A 21,414-nucleotide genomic window follows, 5' to 3' on the forward strand; every position below is an offset into this window, starting at 1 on the left:
CGGCGCACCCCCCGGCGCCGCATCTCGGAGGTGCCCCCGTGACCGAGCAGCTGACCCCCGGAGTGCCGGCCTCGCTGGCCCGCGACCTCGCCGCCCACGACGTGGGCCGGCGCCGCTTCATCGGCTACGTGCTGGGCGGCGCGACGCTGGTGGCCGCGGCCGACATGGCGCTCGCCGGCACGCCGGCGCACGCGGCCGTCCCGTCGGCCCCGCAGGTGCCCGAGATCTACGACCTCAACGACTTCCTCACCGACTCCAACCGGGCGACGGCCAACCTCATCACGGTCACGATCAACGAGGACGGCACGGCCAGCTTCGACCTGCACCGCGCCGAGGTGGGACAGGGCGTCACGACCTCGACCGCCATGCTCATCGCCGAGGAGCTCGACCTCCCGCTGTCCAAGGTGCGCATCGGCCTGGCCGACGCCCGCCCCGAGCTGCTCTACAACCAGCTGACCGGCGGCTCCAACACCACCATCTCCACCTTCACGCCGATCCGGGTCGCGGCGGCCGTGGCCAAGGGGGCCCTGCTCGACGCCGCCGCGATCGTGCTGGGCGACACCGTGGCCCTGCTGCAGAGCAAGGAGGGCGTGATCACGGGCCCCAGCGGCTCGATCACCTACGGCGAGCTGGCGACGCTGGCGGCCAGCGATCGGGTGCAGCAGCGCGAGGTCCAGCTCAAGGCACCGAGCGAGTTCCGCGTGATCGGCACGCCGCGCAACCGCATCGACGCCCTCGCCGCCGTCACGGGTCGCAAGGACTACACCACCGACCTGCAGGTGCCGGGCGCGCTGCCGACCATGATCTGCCGGGCGCCCACGCTCAACGGCACGCCGCGGCGCCTGCTCAACCCCGGCGAGGTCAAGGCGATGCCGGGCGTCACCCACGTCGCCGTGGTCAGCACCGGCATCGCGGTGCGGGCCCGCACCTTCGGCCAGGCGATCGACGCCGTGCGCGCCGTGCGCGCGGAGTGGAACGACGGCCCCGTCGCGGGCCAGTCCGACGAGGACATCGTCGCAGAGCTGCGCGCTGCCGAGGTCCCGATGCCGAAGCTGCCCGACCTGCCGCTGCTCGCCAAGACCGTCTCGGCCGACTTCACCTTCTACTTCCGCAGCAACTCCGCGATGGACACCAACTCCGCCATCGCCGACGTGCGCGAGGACCGGGCGGAGATCTGGTCGGGCATGAAGTCCCCGATCTACACCCAGCAGCGCATCGCCGAGCTGCTCGGCATGACCCAGGACCAGGTGACCTGCCACGTCGTGCAGGCCGGCGGCTCCTTCGGCCGCCGGCTCTTCTCCGACGGGGCCCTCGAGGCCGCCGAGGTGTCGCAGGCCATGGGCGTGCCGGTCAAGCTGATGTGGCACCGCGCCGACGACGCACGCGTGGGCCGCGCCCACCCGATGTGCACCAGCCGCATCAACGCGACCTACCTCGCGGGCCAGGTGCTGTCCTTCCAGCAGGTGCACACCAGCGTGGAGACCGACTACCGCCACGGCCTGGGCGAGTACTTCACCTCGGTGGCCGCCGACCTCCCTGCCGGGCTGGGCAACCTCGGGTTCGCCGAGAGCATCTTCACGATGACGCAGGAGATCCCCTACAACTTCGGGGTCGTCGCGCAGAACCTCGTCGAGGTGGACGACCGCTTCAACACCGGGTCGATGCGCAACATCTACTCCCCGGACGTCCGGGCGGCCTCCGAGCTGGTCGTCGACCAGCTCGCCAAGGCGATGGGCAAGGACCCCCTGAGGTTCCGCCTCGAGTTCGCGAAGGAGCAGCGCCTGCGCGACGTGCTCAACGCGGTCGCGAAGGCCGGCACCTGGGGTCGACCGATGGCGCCGGGCACCGCCCAGGGCATCGCGGTGCACAAGGAGTACAAGGGCGTCAGCGCCTGCCTGGTCGAGATCGACTGCCGCCCGGCCACCGTCAACCGCGAGATCCGCGAGGCCGTCACCGGGCCCCGCGTGACCAAGGTGGTCTACGCCATCGACGCCGGCCTCGTGGTGAACCCGCGCGGCCTCGAGGCCCAGATGCAGGGCGGCATCAACGACGGCATCGCACTCGCGCTGACCTCGAGCCTGCACCTGCGCGACGGCCACTTCGTCGAGGCCAGCTGGGACAACTACTTCTACACCCGGCAGTGGAACACCCCGCGCGACGTCGAGGTGATCATCATGCCGTCCGAGAGCGGCCAGGTCGGCGGTGCCGGCGAGGCCGGCGTCGCGGCCACCTTCGCCGCGGTCGCCTGCGCGTTCACCCGGGCCACGGGGCGCCAGCCGACCTACTTCCCGATCAACCACCAGGACCCCTTCCCCTTCGAGGTGAAGTCCTACGTGCCGCCCGTGCCCGCCTCGCCGACCAACGGCCTGAACTTCACGTACTGAGGAGCCCCCGATGCCTCGCCAGACCTTCGTGCTCAACGGCAAGACCGTCACGGTCGACGTGGCGGACGACGTCCGCCTCCTGTGGGTGCTGCGTGACCTGCTCGGGGTCACCGGTCCCAAGTACGGCTGCGGGATCAACGTGTGCAAGGCCTGCACCTCCCACATCAACGGCAAGGCGTTCAACCCGTGCGCCGTGCCGGTGGGTGCGCTCAAGCCCGGCGACAAGATCACCACCATCGAGGGCCTCCCGGAGCAGGTCCGCGACTCCGAGCGCGGCCCCAACGGCCTCCACCCCATGCAGGAGGCCTGGCTCGACCGCGACGTCGCGCAGTGCGGCTACTGCCAGCCCGGCCAGATCATGGCCGCGGTGGCGCTGGTGAAGAAGGTGCGCCGCGAGGGCCGCTCCCTCACCGAGGCCGACCTCGACGGCATCCGCAACATCTGCCGTTGCGGCACCTACACCCGCATCCGCGAGGCGATCAAGCAGGGCGCGCGGGACATGTGAGCCGGCGCCGGCGGTCCTGGTCCCCCGTGCGGGGCCGCCGGCGTCCTCCACCCGTCGTACGCCGGTGGGTGCGGTGGGCGCGCGGGTTCAGGCCGCGGCGGGCAGGTGCACGGTGAAGGTGCTGCCCCGCCCGGGCTGCGAGGTCACCGTGACCCGGCCGCCGTGGCGCGCGACGATGCGCTCGACGATCGCGAGACCGAGGCCGGTGCCGGGCTGGGCGCGCGCCGCGGGGTCGCCGGAGCGGTAGAACTCCCCGAAGAGCCGGTCGAGCTCGTCGGCGGCGATGCCGATCCCCTCGTCGGCCACGGCGAGGGCCACCTCGCCGCCGCCGCGGCGCAGCGAGACGGTGACGCGGCCGCCGCCGGGGGAGTACTTCACGGCGTTGCCCACCAGGTTCTGCACCACCCGGTCGAGCAGCGTGGCGTCGCCGGGGACCACCGCGGCCGGGTCGCCCTCGACGACCAGCTCGACACCCTGCTCCGCGGCCGCGAGCCCGAGCAGGTCGTGCACGTCGTCGACGACGGCGCGCAGGTCGACCGGCAGCCGCTCCACCTCCGCCTGCGGGTCGCCGGCGCGGCTGAGGGCGAGCAGGTCGCGCACGAGGCCGTCGATGCGCCCCGCCGAGCGCTGCACGGCGGTGAGGGCGTCCCGGGTGCCTGCGTCGAGGCCGTCGCGGTCGAGCGCGAGCTCGCTGTGGCCGACGATCGCGCTCAGCGGGGTGCGCAGCTCGTGGGCGACGGTCGAGACCAGCTGCGCGCGGTAGCGGTCGACGGCCTGCAGCTCGGCGACCAGGCGTCGCTCCCGCTCGAGGAGGCGGGTGTCGAGCACGGCGCGGCCCAGGTCGTGGCCCATGTCGATCGCTGCGGCGGCCTCGGCGTCGGTCCAGTCGCCGGCCGCCGCGCCACGGGCCAGCACCAGCGCGCCGAGGCACTCGGGGCCGGCGCCCAGCGGCACGAGCGCGAGCGAGGTGGTCCCGGTGCGCGCCAGGTGCCCCAGGACGCGGGCGTGCTGCTCGGGTGCGAGCAGCCCCGGGCCCGGGCGGCCGGGCGCGACCACCACGACCTCCTGCTCGCGCCACGCCGCCCCGGCCGTCTCCCGGGCGAGCCGGAGCAGGTCGTCGGGCAGGTCATCGGGCCGTTCCGCGGCGGCGCCGTCGCGCAGCACCAGGTCCCCGGGCACGCCGTCGCCGGCGACGCCGTCCGCATTCCGCTCGGGGTCGGGGCGCTCCGGGTCGGGGACGAGGAGCCACGACCCGTCGACCCGCAGGCCGTCGGCGATCGCCCGCTGGCACCGCCGCAGGGTGCCCGGCAGGTCGAGCCGGGCGCTCGCGGCGCTGGTGGCGCGGGCGACGGTGCGCGTGGCCGCCGCGAGCCGCACCTCCTCGTGCAGGGCCTCCCGCTCCAGGGCGGCGACGAGGGCGCGTCCGGCCTGCGCGGCGTACCGCTCGAGCTGGGCGCGGGCCTCGACGTCGGGTCGCCGGCCGCCGGCGGGCAGGTCCACCGAGAGCAGGCCGCGCAGCGTGCCGGCACCGTCGACGAGCGGCGCGACGAGCAGGTCGAGCGGGTGCCACGCGTCGGGGTGGTCGGCGACCTCGACGTCGGGGACCCACCCCTCGCTGCGGGCGGCGGGCAGCGCGGGGTCGTGCGGCCGGAAGCGGAGGGTGCCCCACTCCTCGGCGACGGCCAGCTCGAGCCGGAGGTCGGCGAGCGGGGTGCGGGTGCCCAGCAGCGCGGCGCGGGCCGACGGGTCGCCGGCGACCGCCACGACCTCGACGCTGCGCGCCTCGCGGACCACGCTGACCGCGGCCACGCCGAAGCCGAGGACCTCGGTGACGGCCTCGGCGACCGCCTGCAGCGCGTCGTGGGCGGCGGGCTGTGCCCAGGCGAGGTCGAGCAAGCGCGCGACGTCGGGCCCGGGCAGGGCACCCGGCCCTCCCGTCGCTCCCGGCAGCGGCGGACGCGCCGCCTGCGCCTCGGTCGTCTCGACCGGCACGTGTCCTCCCGGCCCCCGCCGTCCTCCCCCTCGGGAGGGTAGGACGGGCGCGCCGCCGGCCGCAGGCCGATCCGGGCCGTCGGGACGGAGGTCCCGGGTCGCGGGGCGGTCCGGGCGTCCGGTGACGGCGGCGGGTCGGCCGCCGGGGGCCGCGGGCACTACGATCGAGGGGTGCCCCAGCCCCACAGCGCGCGCAAGGGGGGCGACGGTCGGCTGACCGCGGCCCTCGACCCCCACGACCTGGGACCCCAGGACGCCTGCGGCGTCTTCGGCGTGTGGGCCCCCGGCGAGGACGTCGCGAAGCTGACCTACTACGGCCTCTACGCCCTGCAGCACCGCGGTCAGGAGTCGGCCGGCATCGCGGTCAGCAACGGTCGCCAGATCCTCGTCTACAAGGACATGGGGCTGGTCAGCCAGGTCTTCGACGAGTCGACCCTCGAGGCGCTCAAGGGCCACCTCGCGGTCGGCCACTCGCGCTACTCCACGACCGGGGCGAGCGCCTGGCACAACGCCCAGCCGACCTTCCACCCGACCGAGACCGGCTCGATCGCGCTCGCGCACAACGGCAACCTGATCAACACCGCCGAGCTGCTCGGCATGGTCGCCGACCGGGCCGGGCTCGACGGCCAGCTCGACCTGCAGCTGCGCGCCCAGCCGGCCTCGACCAACGACACCAGCGTGGTCACGGCCCTGCTGGCCGACCACCCCGGGCAGAGCGTGGAGGAGCGCGCAGCCGAGCTGCTGCCGCAGGTCAAGGGTGCCTACTCCTTCGTGTGGATGACCGAGCACACGCTCTACGCCGCCCGCGACCCCCAAGGCATCCGGCCGCTGGTGCTCGGCCGCCTCGAGCGCGGCTGGGTCGTGGCCTCGGAGACCGCCGCCCTCGACATCGTCGGCGCCTCCTTCATCCGCGAGGTCGAGCCCGGCGAGATGGTCGCGGTCGACGAGGACGGCCTGCGCAGCACCCGCTTCGCCGACCCCGCCCCCAAGCACTGCCTCTTCGAGTTCGTCTACCTCGCCCGCCCCGACACCCTGATCACCGGCCAGCGGGTCCACAGCGTGCGGGTCGAGATCGGTCGCCGGCTGGCGCGGGCCTTCCCGGCCGACGCCGACCTGGTGATCCCGGTGCCGGAGTCGGGCACGCCCGCCGCGATCGGCTTCGCCGAGGCCTCCGGCACCCCCTACGGCACCGGCCTGGTCAAGAACTCCTACGTCGGGCGCACCTTCATCCAGCCCAGCCAGACCATCCGGCAGCTCGGCATCCGCCTCAAGCTGAATCCGCTGCGCGACGTCATCGAGGGCAAGCGGCTCGTCGTCGTCGACGACTCGATCGTGCGCGGCAACACCCAGCGCGCGCTCGTGCGGATGCTGCGCGAGGCCGGCGCCCGCGAGGTGCACGTGCGCATCGCCTCGCCGCCGGTGAAGTGGCCGTGCTTCTACGGCATCGACTTCGCCAGCCGCGCCGAGCTCATCGCCAACGGGCTGACCAGCGACGAGATCTGCCGCAGCATCGACGCCGACTCGCTGGGCTACATCGGGCTCGACGACCTGGTCGAGGCGACGTCGGTGGCGAAGGACAGCCTGTGCCGGGCCTGCTTCGACGGCGTCTACCCGATCGAGCTGCCCGACCCGGCCGTCCTGGGCAAGGACCTCCTCGAGACCGTCCAGCCCGCGCCGGGCCTCAGCGACGTGCGGCCCACCGACGTCGACGGTCTCGCCGCGTCGCTCGCCGGTGGCGGGGCGGCCGACGCCCTCGACCGCCCGTGAGCCGCGCGCCCCGTCGCCGCCGGCGTCAGAACCCCACCACCGCAGGAGTCGTGCGTTGACCACTGAGCAGGGTGGCGCCTACGCCGCCGCCGGCGTCTCCATCGAGGCCGCCGACAAGGCCATCGAGCTGATGAAGGGGTGGGTCGAGCGCTCGCGTCGGCCCGAGGTGATCGGCGGGCTCGGCGGCTTCGCGGGGCTCTTCGACGCCTCGGCGCTGAAGCGCTACGAGCGGCCGCTGCTGGCGACCTCGACCGACGGCGTCGGCACCAAGGTCGCGATCGCGCAGGCGATGGACCGCCACGACACCATCGGCTTCGACCTCGTCGGCATGGTCGTCGACGACCTCGTCGTGTGCGGCGCCGAGCCGCTGTTCATGACCGACTACATCGCCACCGGCCGGGTCGTGCCCGAGCGGATCGCGGCGATCGTCAAGGGCATCGCGGAGGCGTGCACCGAGGCCGGCTGCGCGCTCGTGGGCGGCGAGACCGCCGAGCACCCGGGCCTGCTCGCCCCCGACGAGTACGACGTGGCAGGCGCGACCACGGGCGTCGTCGAGGCCGACCGCCTGCTGGGCCCCGGTCGGGTGCGCCCCGGCGACGTGGTGCTGGCGATCGCGTCCAGCGGCCTGCACTCCAACGGCTACTCCCTGGTGCGCCACGTGCTGCTCGGCGCGCCCGACGCCGGCGGTGCCGGCTGGGCGCTCGACCGCCACGTCGACGAGCTCGGTCGCGCGCTCGGCGAGGAGCTGCTCGAGCCGACGCGCATCTACGCCAAGGCGTGCCTCGCGCTGGCCGACGCCACCGAGGTGCACGCGATGTCGCACGTCACCGGCGGCGGCCTCGCGGCCAACCTCGAGCGCGTGATGCCGGCCGAGCTGGTGGCGCGCGTCGACCGCGCGACGTGGACCCCGCAGCCGGTCTTCGACCTGGTGCGCCGCGTCGGCGGGGTCGCGCAGCCCGACCTCGAGGCCACCCTCAACTGCGGTGTCGGCATGGTGGCGCTGCTGCCCGCCGAGTCGGTCGACACCGCCGTCGCCGACCTCGCCGCCCACGGCCTGCGCGCCTGGGTGGCCGGTGAGGTCCGCGCGGCCGACGGCAGCGCCGCCGAGGCCGGTCGCGTGCTGCTCGACGGGCAGCACCCCGGCTGGGCCTGAGGTCGAGTCGGGCGCAATTGTGCGGGACTCGACGGTTACCGGCTGGTAGCACCGTCGACTTCCGCACAATTGTGCGGACCGGGCCGGGGCACCTCCCTGCCGGAGGTCCCGGATCCGGCCCCGAGTGTGCGGAAGCACCCACCCAGCAGGTAGCGTTGCCCTCACGAGATTCGGTGAGGACAGCCCGGCGGCCACAGCGCCCCGGCCGACATGCGAGGGGGTCGACCCTATGGGGCGCGGCCGAGCGAAGGCGAAGCAGACCAAGGTTGCTCGCGAGCTGAAGTACCGCACCCACGAGACCGACCTGGGAGCGCTCGCACGCGAGCTCCACGGGTCCGAGTCCGTGGAGAGCGAGCAGGTCGAGTCCGACGAGCCGGATCCGTGGTCGGACTACGCCGACCGCTCGCGCGACTGACCTCACGCACGCACCGGCGCGCACGACGACGCGTCCACGGACGGGGCCGGGCCACCTCGCGGTGACCCGGCCCCGGCCGTGCGGGCACCGGGTCGCTCAGCGGGCCGGCAGCCACACGCCCCGCAGGCGCCCCACCTCGTGGATCCGCCGCTCGGCGAGCCGGTCGGCGGCCACCGCCGGCGGCACGCCGTCGGTGCGGGCCAGCTCCAGCACGGTGCGGGTGGTGTCGAAGATCCCCGCGGCGCGCTGCTGAGCCCGCTCGAAGGAGAAGCCCTCGAGCTCGTCGGCGACCTGCACCAGGCCGCCCGCGTTGACGCAGTAGTCGGGTGCGTAGAGGATGCCGCGCTCGGCGAGCAGCTTCTCGGTGCCGGGGTGGGCGAGCTGGTTGTTGGCCGCCCCGCAGACCACGCGTGCCGACAGCACCTCGACGACCTCGTCGCTCAGCGCGCCGCCCAGGGCGCAGGGGGCGTAGACGTCGAGGGGCGAGGCGACCAGCTCGTCGGCGGAGCCGACCACCTCGACCTCGGGGTGCTCCTCGCGCAGCCGGTCGACGGCGGGCTGCCACACGTCGGTCACGACGACGCGGGCGCCGTCCTCGAGCAGGTGGCGCACCAGGTGGCGGCCCACCTTGCCGACGCCCGCGACGCCGACGGTGCGGCCCTCCAGGGTCGGCGAGCCCCAGGTCGCCTCGGCGGCGGCGCGCATGCCCTGGAACACGCCGTACGCCGTGAGGACGCTGCTGTCGCCGGCGCCGCCGTGGGCGACGGTGCGGCCGGTGACGAAGTCGCACTCGCGAGCGACGAGGTCCATGTCGGCGCTGTAGGTGCCGACGTCGCAGGCGGTGTAGTAGCGGCCGCCCAGCGACTGCACGAAACGGCCGTAGGCGCGCAGCAGGGCCTCGGACTTCAAGGTGCGCGGGTCGCCCACGATGACCGCCTTGCCGCCGCCCAGGTCGAGACCGGCGAGCGCGGCCTTGTAGGTCATGCCGCGCGAGAGCGCGAGCACGTCGGCGAGCGCCTCGCCGGTGCTGGCGTAGGGGTGGAAGCGGGTGCCGCCCAGCGCGGGGCCGAGGGCAGTGGAGTGGATCGCGACGACGGCGCGCAGGCCGGTCGGGCGGTCGTGGCAGAAGACGACCTGCTCGTGCTCCGTGGCGGCGTCGAGGACGTCGGCGACGTCGGTGGCCTCGGTGACCTCGGTGACGTCGACGTCGGGGTGGGCGGACAGCTCAGACATGGTGGTCCAACTCTCTGCAGCGACCACGTGGGTGGTGGTCGGTGGCGGGTGTGTCGTGGCCGGGTCACGGGGGTGGTGTGGCCCGGGTCACCAGCCTAGCCGCGCCGGGGTGTGAGGGGGGCGGGGCTGGGTACCCCGGCTGGCAACCTGGTCGCCCCCGCCGACGGTGCGGCCCCGTCGAGAGGAGCACGTGGTGACCGAGCGCGGCCTGAGCCCCGAGGAGCTGGCGGCCGAGGAGGGCGTGGCCCTGCCCGACAAGGAGGTCGTCTCGATCCTCGACCTCAACGCCGACCTCGACCTCGCCATCGACGCGGCGGCCCCGATCGACCTCGGCGTGGCCGCAAACGCCAACGTGGCCGCCCCGATCGACGCGGCCGTCGGCGCCAACGTCCTCTCCGAGGGCTCCACCGCGCAGGCGCTCGCCGACCAGGGCGTGGTGATCCAGCAGGGCATCGACGCCGACGCGGTCGCCAACGCCACCCAGGACTCCACCATCGAGCAGGGCGCGAGCCCCGACGACGCGACCACGGCCGACGCGACCACGGCCGCCGGGACGGGCACCACCGACGCGACCGGCACCGACCTCGACGGCACGGTCGACGGCGTCACGGGCACCGTCGACGGCGTGACGGACGGCGTGACCGGGGGGACGACCGACGGCGTGACCGACGGGGTGACGGACGCCGTCGACGGGGCGACCGACGGGGCCACCGACGGCGTGACCGCGCCGACGCTCGAGGACGTCGCCTCCGGCAACCTGCTCGACGTCGACGTCGACCTCGCGGCCGACGCCAACATCGCCGCCCCGATCAACGGTGCGGTCGCGGCCAACGCCAACGTGGCGGCCCCGATCGACGCTGCCGTGGCGGCCAACGTCGGCTCCGTCGACAGCGACGCGGTCGCGGTGGCCCAGCAGGACGCGATCATCAGCCAGGACATCACCGGCTCGGCGGAGGCCACCTCCGACCAGCAGTCCGACCTCGCCCAGCCGTAGTGCCGCTCGCGACCGCTCCCCGCCGGGCGGCCGGGGTCGACCTGCTCGGCGAGGTGCCGGGCTCGGGCTACCGCGAGCCGCCGGCGCTGGCCCGCCGCGCCGACGGGCAGGTCGTCCAGCTCACCCCCTTCCTGCACCTGCTGCTGCAGCAGGTCGACGGCGAGCGCGGCCCCGAGGAGCTGGCCGCCGCGGTCTCCGCGGCCGCGGGGCGCACCGTCACGGCCGACAACGTGGTCGCCCTGCTCGACCGACTCCGTGCCCTCGGGCTCGCGACGGGGGCCGACGGGAGCGAGCCGGAGGTGGAGCGGCGTACGCCCCTGCTGGGGCTGCGCGGCAAGCTCACCGTCGCCGACCCCGCCCTCACGCGCCGGCTGACCACGCCGTTCGCGGTGCTCTTCCACCCGGTGGTGGCGGTGCCGGTGCTCGCGCTCTTCGCGTTCGTCTCGGGCTGGGTGCTGCTCGAGCGGGGGCTGGCGTCGGCGACCTACGAGGCGTTCGCGAGCCCGGGCCTGCTGGTGGTGGTGCTGGCGGTGACGGTGCTCTCCGGCGGGTTCCACGAGTTCGGGCACGCGGCGGCGGCGCGGCGCGGCGGCGCGACGCCGGGTGCCATGGGCGCGGGGTTCTACCTGATCTGGCCGGCCTTCTGGACCGACGTCACCGACTCCTACCGGCTGGGGCGCGGCGGGCGGATCCGCACGGACCTCGGTGGGCTCTACTTCAACGCGCTCGTCGTGGTGGCGACCGCGGCGGTGTGGTGGCTGACGCGCGCCGACGCGGTGCTGCTGGTCGTGGCGACCCAGCTGCTGCAGATGCTGCGCCAGCTGCTGCCGTTCGTGCGCTTCGACGGCTACCACGTGCTCGCCGACCTCACCGGCGTGCCCGACCTCTTCCAGCGCATCGGCCCCACCCTCGCCTCGCTGGTGCCGGGTCGCAGCGACCCGCGTGCGGCCGCGCTGAAGCCCTGGGCGCGCGCGGTCGTCACCACCTGGGTGCTCACCGTGGTGCCGCTGCTCGCGGCCGCGCTGGTGCTGCTGGTGCTGTCGCTGCCGCGCATCGTCGCCACGGCCTGGGCCGCCGCGGGCGCGCAGTGGGCGGAGGCGACCACGGGTGCGGCCGCCGGCGACCCGGTGGCCGCGGCCGGGCGGGCGCTCGGCGCGCTGGTCGTGCTGCTCCCGGTCGTCGCGCTCGGCTACCTGCTGGTCCGCCTCGGCCGGCAGGTCGCCGTCCTCGGGTGGCGGCGTACGGCGGGCCGCCCCGCCCGGCGTGCCCTCGCCGTCGCCACGGCGCTCGCGCTCCTCGCCGGGCTGGCCTGGGCCTGGTGGCCCGACGCCGACCGCTACCGGCCGGTGCGGCCGTGGGAGGGCGGCACCCTGCTCGACGCGCTGCCGACGGCCGGCGACGCCGGCCTGGCAGTGGGCAGCCGCGGCGCGGGCACCGTGCTGCTGCCCGCGGGTGCCGGCACGCCGACCGAGGACGCACCCGCGCTGGCGCTCGTGCTCGTGCCGCGAGGTGCCGGCGGAGCGGTGCCGGGCGAGGAGCAGGTGGTGCCGGCGGGTGCGACGTCCGACGCCGACGCCGGCTCGGGTGCCGCGCCGCAGACCTGGGTCTTCCCCTTCGACGAGCCGCTCGCGCCCGAGGAGGGCGACAACCAGGCGGTCGCGGTCGCGACCGAGGACGGCTCGGTGGTCTACGACGTCGCCTTCGCGCTGGTGTGGGCCGACGGGGAGGCGCCCGCGACGCAGGCCAACGAGTCGTTCGCGGCGGCCAGCTGCCGCGAGTGCGCCGCGGTCGCCGTCGCCTTCCAGGTCGTCCTGGTCGTCGGCGAGGTCGACACCGTCGCGCCGCAGAACACCGCGGTCTCCGCGACCTACGAGTGCACCTCGTGCCTCACCTTCTCCCTCGCGGTGCAGCTCTTCGTCACCCTCGCCGACGAGCCGACCGAGGCGACGCGTGCCGAGGTCGCGCGCCTGTGGGAGGAGATCGCGGCCTTCGGGGCGCAGGTCGGGCGGACGCCGCTCGACGAGTTGCAGGACCGGCTGACCGACTACGAGCGGCAGCTCCTGGCGGTCCTCGCCGCACAACCGGGGCTGCTGCCCGACGTCGACGGCCCCGCGCCGGGCGAGGAGGCGTCGACCGGGCCGGCCGACCCGAGCGGCTCGGCGTCGCCCGGCGGCTCCGGCTCGCCGAGCGGGTCCGCCTCGCCGGAGCCGGGCACGACCCCGTCCGGCACGCCCAGCGGGACGCCGGCGCCGGGGGAGACCTCCGACGTCGAGCCGAGGGGAACGGCCTCGCCGTCGGGCTCGGCCTCGTCCGCTCCGTCCGCGTCCGACCGGTCCTCCTCGTCGCCGAGCCCGAGCACCACCGCCTCGTCGGGGGCCTCGTCGCCCACCGCGTCACCGTCGGGCAGCGCGTCGCCCTGACGTCGGGCGCCACCCTTGCGCTGGTCGGGTGGGGCGTGGTCTGGTGCTCGCGGGACTCTGCGGCGATCGGGCGCCACGAGCCACCGGCCTCCGCCTGTTCCGTCCCACCACCCCACAGACGGAGACAACTCGTGCGACTACGCAGTGCAGCCCTCGCCACCGCGGTCTCGGCGGTCCTGGCCGCCACCGCCCTCCCTGCCCTCGGGCACCCCACCCACGACGGCTCCGGCAAGGAGTCCGGCTTCGACCGCGTCGCCGAGGCGGTCAGCCCCGGCGGCGTGCCGCAGGTGCCGCAGTCCGACGTCCGCTGCGAGGACGGGATGGCCGGCATCTTCCCGTGCCACAAGATCGACCTCGCGTCCTTCCTGCCGCTGAGCTCGATGGACAGCGTGTGGGCCAACGACGTCTGGGGCTGGGAGGACCCGAGCACCGGGCGGGAGTACGCGCTGGTGAGCCTCTTCGAGGGCACGGCCTTCGTCGACGTGACCGACGGCTCGGCGCCCGTCTACCTCGGGACCATGCCGAGCGAGAACCCTGGCGACTCCGGCAACATCTGGGGCGACATCAAGACCTACGGCAACCACGCCTACGTCGTCGCCGAGGCGAGCGGGCACGGCATGCAGGTCTTCGACCTGACCCGGCTGCGCGGCGTGACCTCGGAACGGGCCTGGACCCCCGACACCGTCGTCGACCAGTTCGGCCAGTCGCACAACCTCGCGATCAACGAGGACAGCGGGCGGGCCTACGTCATCGGGGCCACGCGAGGTGTCACCGCTCCCGGTTGCGCCACCGTCGGCGGCGGCCCGATCGTCTACGACCTCTCCGACCCGGCCGACCCGACCCTCGCGGGTTGCTACGGCGGTGACGGCTACACGCACGACATCCAGTGCGTCGACTACGTAGGCCCGGACGCCGAGCACCGCGGCAAGGAGGTCTGCGTGGCCTCCAACGAGGACACCGTCACCGTGCTCGACGCCAGCGACCCGACCGACGTCGAGATGCTGGCCCGCGCGCCGTACGAGACCTCGGCCTACACCCACCAGGGCTGGTTCACCGAGGACCAGCGCACCTTCCTGCTCGGCGACGAGCTCGACGAGCTCGAGGGCACGGTCGACGGCACCACGACCTACGTCTGGGACCTCACCGACCTCGACGCGCCGGTGCTCAAGGGTGCCGACAACGACGGGAACCCGTCGATCGACCACAACATCTTCATCCACGAAGGTCTCGCCTACCAGAGCAACTACACCTCCGGGCTCCGCGTCAACGACACCTTCCGCGTCGACCAGGGGCGGCTGACCGAGCGGGGCTTCTTCGACGTCTACCCCGCGGACGACGCCACCACCTTCGCCGGCACCTGGGGCAACTACCCCTTCTTCGACTCCGGCAAGGTGCTGGTCACCGGGATCGAGGAGGGCCTCTTCGTCCTCGAGCCGCGGGTGAAGTCGAGCACCCGCGACAACGGGCGCGGCTGACCTCTCGCTCAGGGTGCTGCGCGCCCGCCCGCGCGGGCGCGCAGCACCAGCAGGTCGCCGTGGGTGCCGTAGCCCGGCAGTCGGCCTCCGCTCGGCGTCCCGTCGAAGGTGACCAGCCACCACCCGTCGTGCCCGTCGCGGTCCGCCCGTGCGGGCAGCAGGGTGGGCCACGGGATGTTCGAGGCGTACGCCGCGTCCAGCGCGCCCACCTCGTGCAGCTGCTCGTCGAGCACGGGGAAGCGTGCACGGCGCTCGCGGGGCCCGTCGCGGCCGTCGCTGGCGAGCAGTCGCAGGCCGCCGTGGGCGGCACCGAGGTCGGGGCCGAGGTCCAGGCCGAGGTCGGGGCCGAGGTCCACCAGCGTCGTGCCCTCGGTGGCGGTGCGGCTGCGGTCGGCTCCGCGCAGGACGAGAGCGTCGAGGGTCGGGCCGGTGGCCCACGCGGGGTGGAAGTCGAAGTAGCGGCGCGCCGACACGAAGCCGACCTCCCACCCGGCGTCGCGACGTACGAGGTGGGGGTCCCACGTGCCCACCGACGCCAGGTCGTCGACGGGCAGCCGCAGCGCGGTCGTGGGCACCACGTGCGTGCCGTGCAGCGCGTCGCCGCGCAGGTGGCCGAGGGTCGCGTCCACGCGCGCGCCGGAGCGACCGGCCACGAAACCGCCCCAGGTGCTGGTCGCCACCAACCACGCGTCGGCGTCGTCCGGGGCGCGCAGGAGGTGGGTGGCGTGGTCGCCGTGCACGCGGTCGTCCCCGGCGCGGGTGGTGAAGAGCGAGCCGGTGCGCACGAGCGAGCCGGCCACCGGGTCGAGCAGGAAGGTGCCGCAGTGCGCCGCGTCGGCGAACCCCGGCCCCGCGCACGTGGCCGTCAGCGGCACCCGACGGCCATCGCGCAGCGGGGTGCCGTCGGCCTGGGTCACCGCCCGCACGTCGCGCAGGCCCCAGTGCCCGGCGGCGCCGGCCCTCAGGCGCTCGACCGTGCCGGCGACGAGGTGGACCTCGAGGCCGGCGCAGGTCCCCGGGTGGCCGAGGTCGAGCGGGCGCGGCAACGCCTGCAGGTCCACCCGGGCGCGCACCCGCCAGCCGCTGCCGTCGTCGGCGCCGGTCGCGTCGGTGCTGCACGCCAGCACCGCGCCCGTCAGCGTCAGCGCGACCCGGCGGGGGCGCTCGCGCGCACGACCGTGGCGGCGGCTGCGGTGGGTGCTGGCACCGTCGGCACCACCCCGTCCGGTCGCGACGGCCAGGGCGGTCCGGCCCGCCGCGTCGAGGGTGCCCGACAACCGCACCGGGCCGCTGCGCAGCTCGATGCCGACCGCGCCGTCGCCGTCGGGTGGCAGGTCGACGACCACAGCGGCGTACGGCGCGGGCAGCGGCACCGCCCACCTCGCCCCCGAGCGCGGCGAGACCTCGTCCACCTGCACCCCGTGAGGGCCCAGCGGCTCGACCGTCCGCAGGCGGTGGACGCTCTCGAAGGGTGGCAGCACGCCCCCATCCTCCCGGCCGCCCGCGATCACGGTGGCCGGGCGGGCCACCACGCCCGTCCGGCCCGCGGTCGAGCAGGGCCGTCAGGCCCGTGCCAGACCCCTGCACCCCGGGCTCCCGCGGTGGTCGGGGCAGCACGACGAGCCCGTCACCCCGGTGCTGGGTGCGGGCTGTCGTCGACGGGATGGCTGACGAGGAACGGGCCCCCTCGTCCGGTGGTCGAGCTGGGCCGTCGGGCCGGTGTCGAGGCCCGGTGACGTACGCGCGTGTCGTCAGTCCGCGGGTGCGGGTGGACCGGTGTCGGCCTCGTGCGGCGGGGCCGCATCAGGGGGCAGCGGCCCGGTGTCGCACTCCCGCGCCGGACCAGAGCCGGGCGGCGGCCCGGTGTCGGGTGGTGCGGTGTCGGGCGGGCCGGTCTCGTGGGCGAGTGGTCCGTCGAGTGGTCGGGTGCCGGTGTGGTCACGCAGGTAGTGCGCCCCGTGCGGTGACTTCCACAGCCAGGCGCCGGCGCCTGCGGGGGTGAGGGTCCACCGGGTGGCGGCGTGGCCGTGGGTCTTCAACCGGTGATGCGGCCGGCACAGCGGCGCGATGTTGCAGGAACAGGTCGGCCCACCCACCGGCCCGTTAGTTGCCTCGTCCGCCTCGCCAGCGGGGTCGGTGGGGTTGTAGGGGACGGTGTGGTCGTGGTCGCACCTGCGTGCGGCGCGGCCGCACCACGGGAACACGCACGCCAGGTGGATCAGAGCTGTCTGGGTCCGTAGTCGGCGTGGGACCTCGTAGGCCTCGGTGTGCACCGCTTCGGCGAGGTCGATCACCGGCAGCACCGTGACGTGGGGTGCGACGCCGTCGATGCCGGCGGTGGTGAGCCAGTCGCGGATCGCGGTCGCCGACACCGGGGCTCGGGTCTCCTCGACCCGCCCGACCGCGCCGTCCCCAGCCCGTAGCCGTCCGGGGAACATCGAGGTGCGCAGGACGGCGTCGGACAGGTGCAGGTGCAGCAGATACCTCCGCCGCTGCCGAGACCGGCCCGGTGAGCCGGGCTGCGGTGCCCCGGCCTCGGGGGTCTCGACACGCTCGTCGGGGCTCGCTGCTCGACCTCCGTCCGCGGTCACCAGGTCGAGGGTGCCCTGCGTCGACGCGCCGTCGGAGCCCCGTACGACGAGGTTGAGCAGGGCCTGCGCCGATAGTGGTCCCGACTCGGCCGTGGCGCCCAGGGCGCGCAGCCGCTGCTTCTCCTCGACCACGGCGTCGTGGATGGTGAGCCCGTCGGGCAGGTCGAAACAACCACTCGCGTCCACCGTCCCCGTCAGGTCATCCGCAGGGCGACCTTGCAGGTGGACCTCGAACCGCCGCTGTTCCCGTGCCTCGGCCTGGGCGAGCTCGGCCTCGTCGGGCATGAACCGCGCGAGTGCTTCGGCGACGAGGCGTTCGAGGGTGGTGGCGCCGATGGTCTGCGCCACCGGTGTCACGTGCCGGTCGACCCACCCCGCTGCCTCGGGGGTGAGGTCCTTGCCGAGCACCATGCGGGCGACGAGGCGGGCACGCCACCCGTCCACCCGGTGCGCTTGCACCGCATCCCACAACCGGGGCAGGAGGTGGCGGCACACCAGGGATTGGCCGAGGTAGGCGGCACCCGCGGTGGTGGAACGCCCCAGCCGGGTGGCGAACTCCGCCACCGCGAACTCCGTCACCCCCGGCCCATAGGCGCCAGCGACCTTGAGTGCGGTGTCGCCGTAGGTGCCGGCCACCGTCGCTTCGTCGAGGGCGTCGGCGGGGTGCAGGTCCGCCCATGCACACGCGGCGTACATCAGCCGGGCATCCGCTGTGCGCTGGTCCATGACCGCACCGACGGCGGCGTCGAGCACCGCGACCGCGGTGTCGAGCTCGGGCGCCGGGCTGGTCGTCATGAGAGAAGTCAAACACCCACCACCGACAGTCGCCGCCAGCGTGGATCTGGCTGTGGACAACGGATCCAGCCCGTCGACCTGTGCACGAGCAACGGCCCACAGTCCGCCGGGATCTCCGCCTCGAGACGGTCCTGACGAGCCTCCCCGACCACCCGAGTGCCCCAGCGCGTGACCCCTCGACACGAGCGCAGCGCGCGACCCCTCGACACGAGCGCAGCGCGCGACCCCTCGGCGCGAGCGCAGCGCGCGACCCCTCGACGCAAGCGCAACGCACGACCCCTCGACGCGAGCGCAGCGCGCGACCCCTCGGCGCGAGCGCAACGCGTGACCCCTCGACCGCAGAGCAGCGCGTGACCCCTCGGGCTCGCCGGATCTCGACCGGCGCACGTGCGCTCGCTGCCCGACCAGCGGGGCAGCGCTGGGAGCGTCAGGCCTGGACGTCGTCCTCGTCGATGACGTGGACGGCGGCCTCCTCGGCGCCGGCGCCGGCGCCGTCGATGCCGACGTCGGTGGCGACGAGGTCCTTCTCGGTGTCGGTGCGCGCGCCCTCGTCGGTGTCGATGAGGCGGCCGGCCCGCTCGTCGCCGACCTCGCCGCCGACGGACTCGGCGACGGCGCCGGCCTCGGCGTACGGGTCGGGCTCGGGCTCCTCCTGGGCGATGCGCTGGTCGAGCGTCTCGCCGGTGGCCTCTTCGTAAGGGGTGTTGCCGAAGCGCTGCCCGGCCGACCACTTCTCGGGCGGGGAGTAACCCTCGTCCATCGGGTCCTCGAGCCCGCGGTCGGCGGTCAGGTCGTCGCCGCCGCTCTGCGGCTGGTCCTCGGCGTCGACGCTGTAGTCGCCGTAGGTGTCGGCGTCCTGCTGCTCGGTCACGGTGGTCCTCTCGCTCGTGGGCCCTCGCGGGCGGACACCCACGGTGCCCACCGTCGACCGTAGGCACACCCCCCGCGGGGTGTGGCCACCCCGACAGCGGCCCGACAGCGGCCCGACCATGGCCCGGCCGCCCGACAGAAGGGTCAGCCCGCGTCGGCCGCCGCGCTCGCCCCGCGCCACAGCCGCCAGGCCGCGCTGCCGGCGAGGACGCCGCCGCCCAGCACCAGCACGAGCCCGGGGCCGGGGAACCAGCCAGTGGTCCCCACCAGCGACAGCAGCCGCGCGACCTGCCACACGGGCAGCGCGACGGCGACGACCGCCAGCACGGCGCCCTGCACCGCCGCGGCGCGCCGGAAGGGCACGAGGGCGCCGGCCAGGCCGAGCACGGCGGCGTAGAAGGTCCACAACCCGGGCCCGCGGGAGCCGGCGACGGCGCCCACACCGGTGTCGAACCACGTCATGAACGACCCGACGACCACCATCACCGACGCGCCGAGGAGCGCGTTGCGGCCCGGCTCGGCGCGGCGGCGGGGACGCGCCGTACGCCGGGTGGAGCCGGCCCGAGGAGGGGTGGGGCGGGTGCCTGCGGTGGCCATGCCCCGAGCGTAGGAGCGCGGCGCCCGCCACGACAGACCCCCGACGCCCGTTCGTCGCGCGGTCGCGACCGCTCACCGCAAACTGTGACCGCGCTCACAAGCAGGCCTTGCTGCGCGGCCTCCCGCAGCGCTTCGCTGAGCCCCGAGGCGCTGTGTCCGCAGCGTCGTCCGCTCGGGTGCGGCAGGGGTGCCGCGGCCCGCCAGCGGCCCGGACCCCTGACCGCAGGAATGCAGGAGGAAACCCATGGACCAGCGACAGCGCCAGGAGTACTGGCGCAAGAACCTCAGACTCATGGCGTCGTTGCTCGCCGTCTGGGCGATCGTCTCCTTCGGCGCCGGCATCCTCTTCGTCGAGCCGCTGAACAACGTCGTCGTCGCGGGCTTCCCGCTCGGCTTCTGGTTCGCCCAGCAGGGCTCGATCCTCGTCTTCGTCGCCCTCATCGCGATCTACGTGGTGCGCATGGACAAGCTCGACGCGGAGTACGGCATCGACGAGTACGAGCAGGAGGTGCACCACTCGTGAGCGACATCCAGCTGTGGACGCTGATCTTCGCGATCGTCACCTTCAGCATCTACATCTACATCGCCTACGCCAGCCGCGTCGGCACCACCTCGGGCTTCTACGTCGCCGGCGGCGGCATCCCGGCCCCGGCCAACGGCGCGGCGATCGCGGCCGACTGGATGAGCGCTGCGTCGTTCATCTCGCTCGCCGGCATCGTCGCCTTCGCCAACAACGGGTACGCCGGGTCCGTCTACCTCATGGGCTGGACCGGCGGCTACGTGCTCCTGGCGCTGCTGCTGGCGCCCTACCTGCGCAAGTTCGGCAAGTACACGATCCCCGACTTCGTCGGTGACCGCTACAACGAGAGCGCCCGCATGGTCGCGGTCGTGGCGGCCATCGTCGTGTCCTTCGTCTACGTCGCGGGCCAGATGGCCGGCGTCGGCCTGGTCTTCCAGCGCTTCCTCGGCGTCGGCACCACCACCGGCGTGGTCATCGGCATGGCGATCGTCTTCTTCTACGCCGTGCTGGGCGGCATGAAGGGCATCACCTGGACCCAGGTGGCGCAGTACACCGTGCTGATCATCGCCTACCTGATCCCGGCGGTCGCGGTCTCGACCAAGGTCACCGGCGTGCCGCTGCCGCAGGTCGGCTTCGGCCAGATCCTCGAGGAGCTCGACGGCCTCCAGGCCGACCTCGGCCTCTCGGCCTACAGCGGGGCCTTCACCCAGGTCAACATGCTCAACATGGTGCTGATCACCGCGGCGCTGATGTTCGGCACCGCGGGCCTGCCCCACGTCATCGTCCGCTTCTACACCGCCAAGTCGGTGCGGGCCGCGCGCTACTCGGCGCTGTGGGCGCTGTTCTTCATCGCCCTGCTCTACACGACCGCGCCGTCGGTGGCGGCCTTCAGCAAGCTGCAGATCATCCAGGACCTGCAGGGCACGGCGCTCTCCGACGTGCCGGGCTGGTTCAACACCTGGGCCGACGTCGGGCTGATCACCCAGGCCGACGGCAGCCCGATCTCCGAGCTGGCCGCCTCGACGACGCTCAACTACACCGACGTCGCGATCAACAACGACATCATCGTGCTGGCCTCGCCCGAGATCGGCGGCCTGCCCGCGCCGATCGTCGGCCTCGTGGCGGCGGGCGCGCTCGCCGCGGCGCTGTCGACGGCCTCGGGCCTGCTGCTGGTGATCTCGTCGTCGGTCGCCAACGACGTCTACTACAAGAAGGTCAACCCCCAGGCCACCGAGGCCCGCCAGCTCATGGTCGGCCGCATCGCGATGGGCGCGGCGATCCTCGTCGCGGGCTACCTCGGCATCAACCCGCCGGGATTCGTGGCGCAGGTGGTCGCCTTGGCCTTCGGACTGGCGGCCGCCAGCTTCTTCCCGGTGCTGGTGCTCGGCATCTTCTGGAAGGGCTGCACCGCCATGGGTGCCACGGCCGGCATGGTGACCGGCTTGGTGGTGACGATGGCCTACATGCTGTGGACCATCGACATCTACGGCAACAGCGAGGGGATCTTCGGCATCGCCGAGACCGGCTTCGGCACGATCGGCATGCTCATCAACTTCGCCGTGACGATCATCGTCTCGCAGTTCACCCCGAAGCCGTCGCCCGTCATGCAGGAGCTGGTCGAGGAGATCCGCTTCCCCGGCCGCTCGACGCTGGTGGCCAAGCACGCGGAGGGCGAGCTCGAGGTCTGAGCCCGCAGCACCGGC

General features: G+C 74.3%; 16 protein-coding genes. 10 read left to right on the forward strand and 6 right to left on the reverse strand.

Going from position 1 to position 21,414, the window contains the following annotated elements; genetic code table 11:
- Positions 1-38 precede the first annotated feature (38 nt).
- Positions 39-2,384 (forward strand): molybdopterin cofactor-binding domain-containing protein, encoded by a 2,346-nt coding sequence (locus BJ989_RS04535; protein ID WP_343049093.1) that lies wholly within the window; start codon positions 39-41, stop codon positions 2,382-2,384.
- Positions 2,385-2,394: 10 nt separating this feature from the next.
- Positions 2,395-2,889, forward strand: a complete 495-nt coding sequence (locus BJ989_RS04540) for a (2Fe-2S)-binding protein (RefSeq protein WP_179517180.1) — start codon at positions 2,395-2,397, stop codon at positions 2,887-2,889.
- 87 nt (positions 2,890-2,976) lie between these two features.
- Here BJ989_RS04540 and BJ989_RS18620 read toward each other — a convergent pair whose 3' ends face one another.
- Positions 2,977-4,881 (reverse strand): ATP-binding protein, encoded by a 1,905-nt coding sequence (locus BJ989_RS18620; protein ID WP_179517181.1) that lies wholly within the window; start codon positions 4,879-4,881, stop codon positions 2,977-2,979.
- 171 nt (positions 4,882-5,052) lie between these two features.
- On the opposite strand from BJ989_RS18620, the gene purF reads away from it, so the two are divergent.
- The 3 genes from purF to BJ989_RS04560 all read left to right on the forward strand — a co-directional run bounded on the left by purF (position 5,053) and on the right by BJ989_RS04560 (position 8,216).
- Positions 5,053-6,648, forward strand: coding sequence for an amidophosphoribosyltransferase (gene purF, locus BJ989_RS04550; RefSeq protein WP_179517182.1), 1,596 nt, complete (start codon positions 5,053-5,055; stop codon positions 6,646-6,648).
- 55 nt (positions 6,649-6,703) lie between these two features.
- The gene (gene purM / locus BJ989_RS04555; protein WP_179517183.1) at positions 6,704-7,801 is read left to right on the forward strand and encodes a phosphoribosylformylglycinamidine cyclo-ligase; all 1,098 of its coding nucleotides are present in this window, start codon (positions 6,704-6,706) and stop codon (positions 7,799-7,801) included.
- A 229-nt stretch (positions 7,802-8,030) separates the two neighbouring features.
- Positions 8,031-8,216 (forward strand): DUF3073 domain-containing protein, encoded by a 186-nt coding sequence (locus BJ989_RS04560; protein ID WP_179517184.1) that lies wholly within the window; start codon positions 8,031-8,033, stop codon positions 8,214-8,216.
- 96 nt (positions 8,217-8,312) lie between these two features.
- Here the strand turns inward: BJ989_RS04560 and BJ989_RS04565 are convergent, their stop codons facing one another.
- Positions 8,313-9,449, reverse strand: a complete 1,137-nt coding sequence (locus tag BJ989_RS04565; protein ID WP_179517185.1) for a Glu/Leu/Phe/Val dehydrogenase dimerization domain-containing protein — start codon at positions 9,447-9,449, stop codon at positions 8,313-8,315.
- A gap of 193 nt (positions 9,450-9,642) precedes the next feature.
- On the opposite strand from BJ989_RS04565, the gene BJ989_RS04570 reads away from it, so the two are divergent.
- The 3 genes from BJ989_RS04570 to BJ989_RS04580 all read left to right on the forward strand — a co-directional run bounded on the left by BJ989_RS04570 (position 9,643) and on the right by BJ989_RS04580 (position 14,338).
- A complete protein-coding gene (locus BJ989_RS04570; protein WP_218848723.1) occupies positions 9,643-10,443 on the forward strand; it encodes a hypothetical protein in 801 nt (266 codons plus the stop codon).
- A complete protein-coding gene (locus BJ989_RS04575; protein ID WP_179517187.1) occupies positions 10,443-12,863 on the forward strand; it encodes a hypothetical protein in 2,421 nt (806 codons plus the stop codon). Before BJ989_RS04570 ends, BJ989_RS04575 begins: the two co-directional genes overlap by 1 nt.
- 131 nt (positions 12,864-12,994) lie before the next feature.
- On the forward strand, positions 12,995-14,338 hold the full coding sequence (locus BJ989_RS04580) for a choice-of-anchor B family protein (RefSeq protein WP_179517188.1): 1,344 nt from the start codon (positions 12,995-12,997) through the stop codon (positions 14,336-14,338).
- An 8-nt stretch (positions 14,339-14,346) separates the two neighbouring features.
- Here BJ989_RS04580 and BJ989_RS04585 read toward each other — a convergent pair whose 3' ends face one another.
- The 4 genes from BJ989_RS04585 to BJ989_RS04600 form a co-directional block, all read right to left on the reverse strand.
- Entirely contained in the window at positions 14,347-15,819 is a 1,473-nt protein-coding gene (locus BJ989_RS04585; protein WP_179517189.1) for a hypothetical protein, read from the reverse strand.
- 270 nt (positions 15,820-16,089) lie between these two features.
- Complete coding sequence (locus tag BJ989_RS04590) at positions 16,090-17,724, reverse strand: HNH endonuclease signature motif containing protein (protein WP_179517190.1); 1,635 nt, start codon at positions 17,722-17,724, stop codon at positions 16,090-16,092.
- A gap of 427 nt (positions 17,725-18,151) precedes the next feature.
- On the reverse strand, positions 18,152-18,595 hold the full coding sequence (locus tag BJ989_RS04595; RefSeq protein ID WP_179517191.1) for a DUF5709 domain-containing protein: 444 nt from the start codon (positions 18,593-18,595) through the stop codon (positions 18,152-18,154).
- Positions 18,596-18,738: 143 nt separating this feature from the next.
- Positions 18,739-19,191, reverse strand: coding sequence for a hypothetical protein (locus tag BJ989_RS04600; RefSeq protein WP_218848725.1), 453 nt, complete (start codon positions 19,189-19,191; stop codon positions 18,739-18,741).
- Positions 19,192-19,435: 244 nt separating this feature from the next.
- Between BJ989_RS04600 and BJ989_RS04605 the strand changes: the two genes are divergently transcribed.
- Together BJ989_RS04605 and BJ989_RS04610 are read left to right on the forward strand one after the other, a co-directional pair.
- Positions 19,436-19,714: a DUF4212 domain-containing protein gene (locus tag BJ989_RS04605; RefSeq protein ID WP_179517192.1), complete on the forward strand. Its 279-nt coding sequence runs from the start codon at positions 19,436-19,438 to the stop codon at positions 19,712-19,714.
- Positions 19,711-21,399, forward strand: a complete 1,689-nt coding sequence (locus BJ989_RS04610; protein ID WP_179517193.1) for a VC_2705 family sodium/solute symporter — start codon at positions 19,711-19,713, stop codon at positions 21,397-21,399. The genes BJ989_RS04605 and BJ989_RS04610 overlap by 4 nt, the downstream gene beginning before the upstream one ends.
- Positions 21,400-21,414: the final 15 nt, after the last annotated feature.

The sequence above is a fragment of the Nocardioides perillae genome (genome assembly GCF_013409425.1).
Lineage (GTDB): Bacteria > Actinomycetota > Actinomycetes > Propionibacteriales > Nocardioidaceae > Nocardioides > Nocardioides perillae.

Excerpts from the sequence above, each read along its gene's own strand:
- BJ989_RS04560 (WP_179517184.1), top strand. The coding sequence starts at position 8,031 with ATGGGGCGCGGCCGAGCGAAGGCGAAGCAGACCAAGGTTGCTCGCGAG.
- BJ989_RS04605 (WP_179517192.1), top strand. The coding sequence starts at position 19,436 with ATGGACCAGCGACAGCGCCAGGAGTACTGGCGCAAGAACCTCAGACTC.
- BJ989_RS04600 (WP_218848725.1), bottom strand. The coding sequence starts at position 19,191 with ATGGCCACCGCAGGCACCCGCCCCACCCCTCCTCGGGCCGGCTCCACC.
- BJ989_RS04565 (WP_179517185.1), bottom strand. The coding sequence starts at position 9,449 with ATGTCTGAGCTGTCCGCCCACCCCGACGTCGACGTCACCGAGGTCACC.
- BJ989_RS04590 (WP_179517190.1), bottom strand. The coding sequence starts at position 17,724 with ATGACGACCAGCCCGGCGCCCGAGCTCGACACCGCGGTCGCGGTGCTC.
- BJ989_RS04540 (WP_179517180.1), top strand. The coding sequence starts at position 2,395 with ATGCCTCGCCAGACCTTCGTGCTCAACGGCAAGACCGTCACGGTCGAC.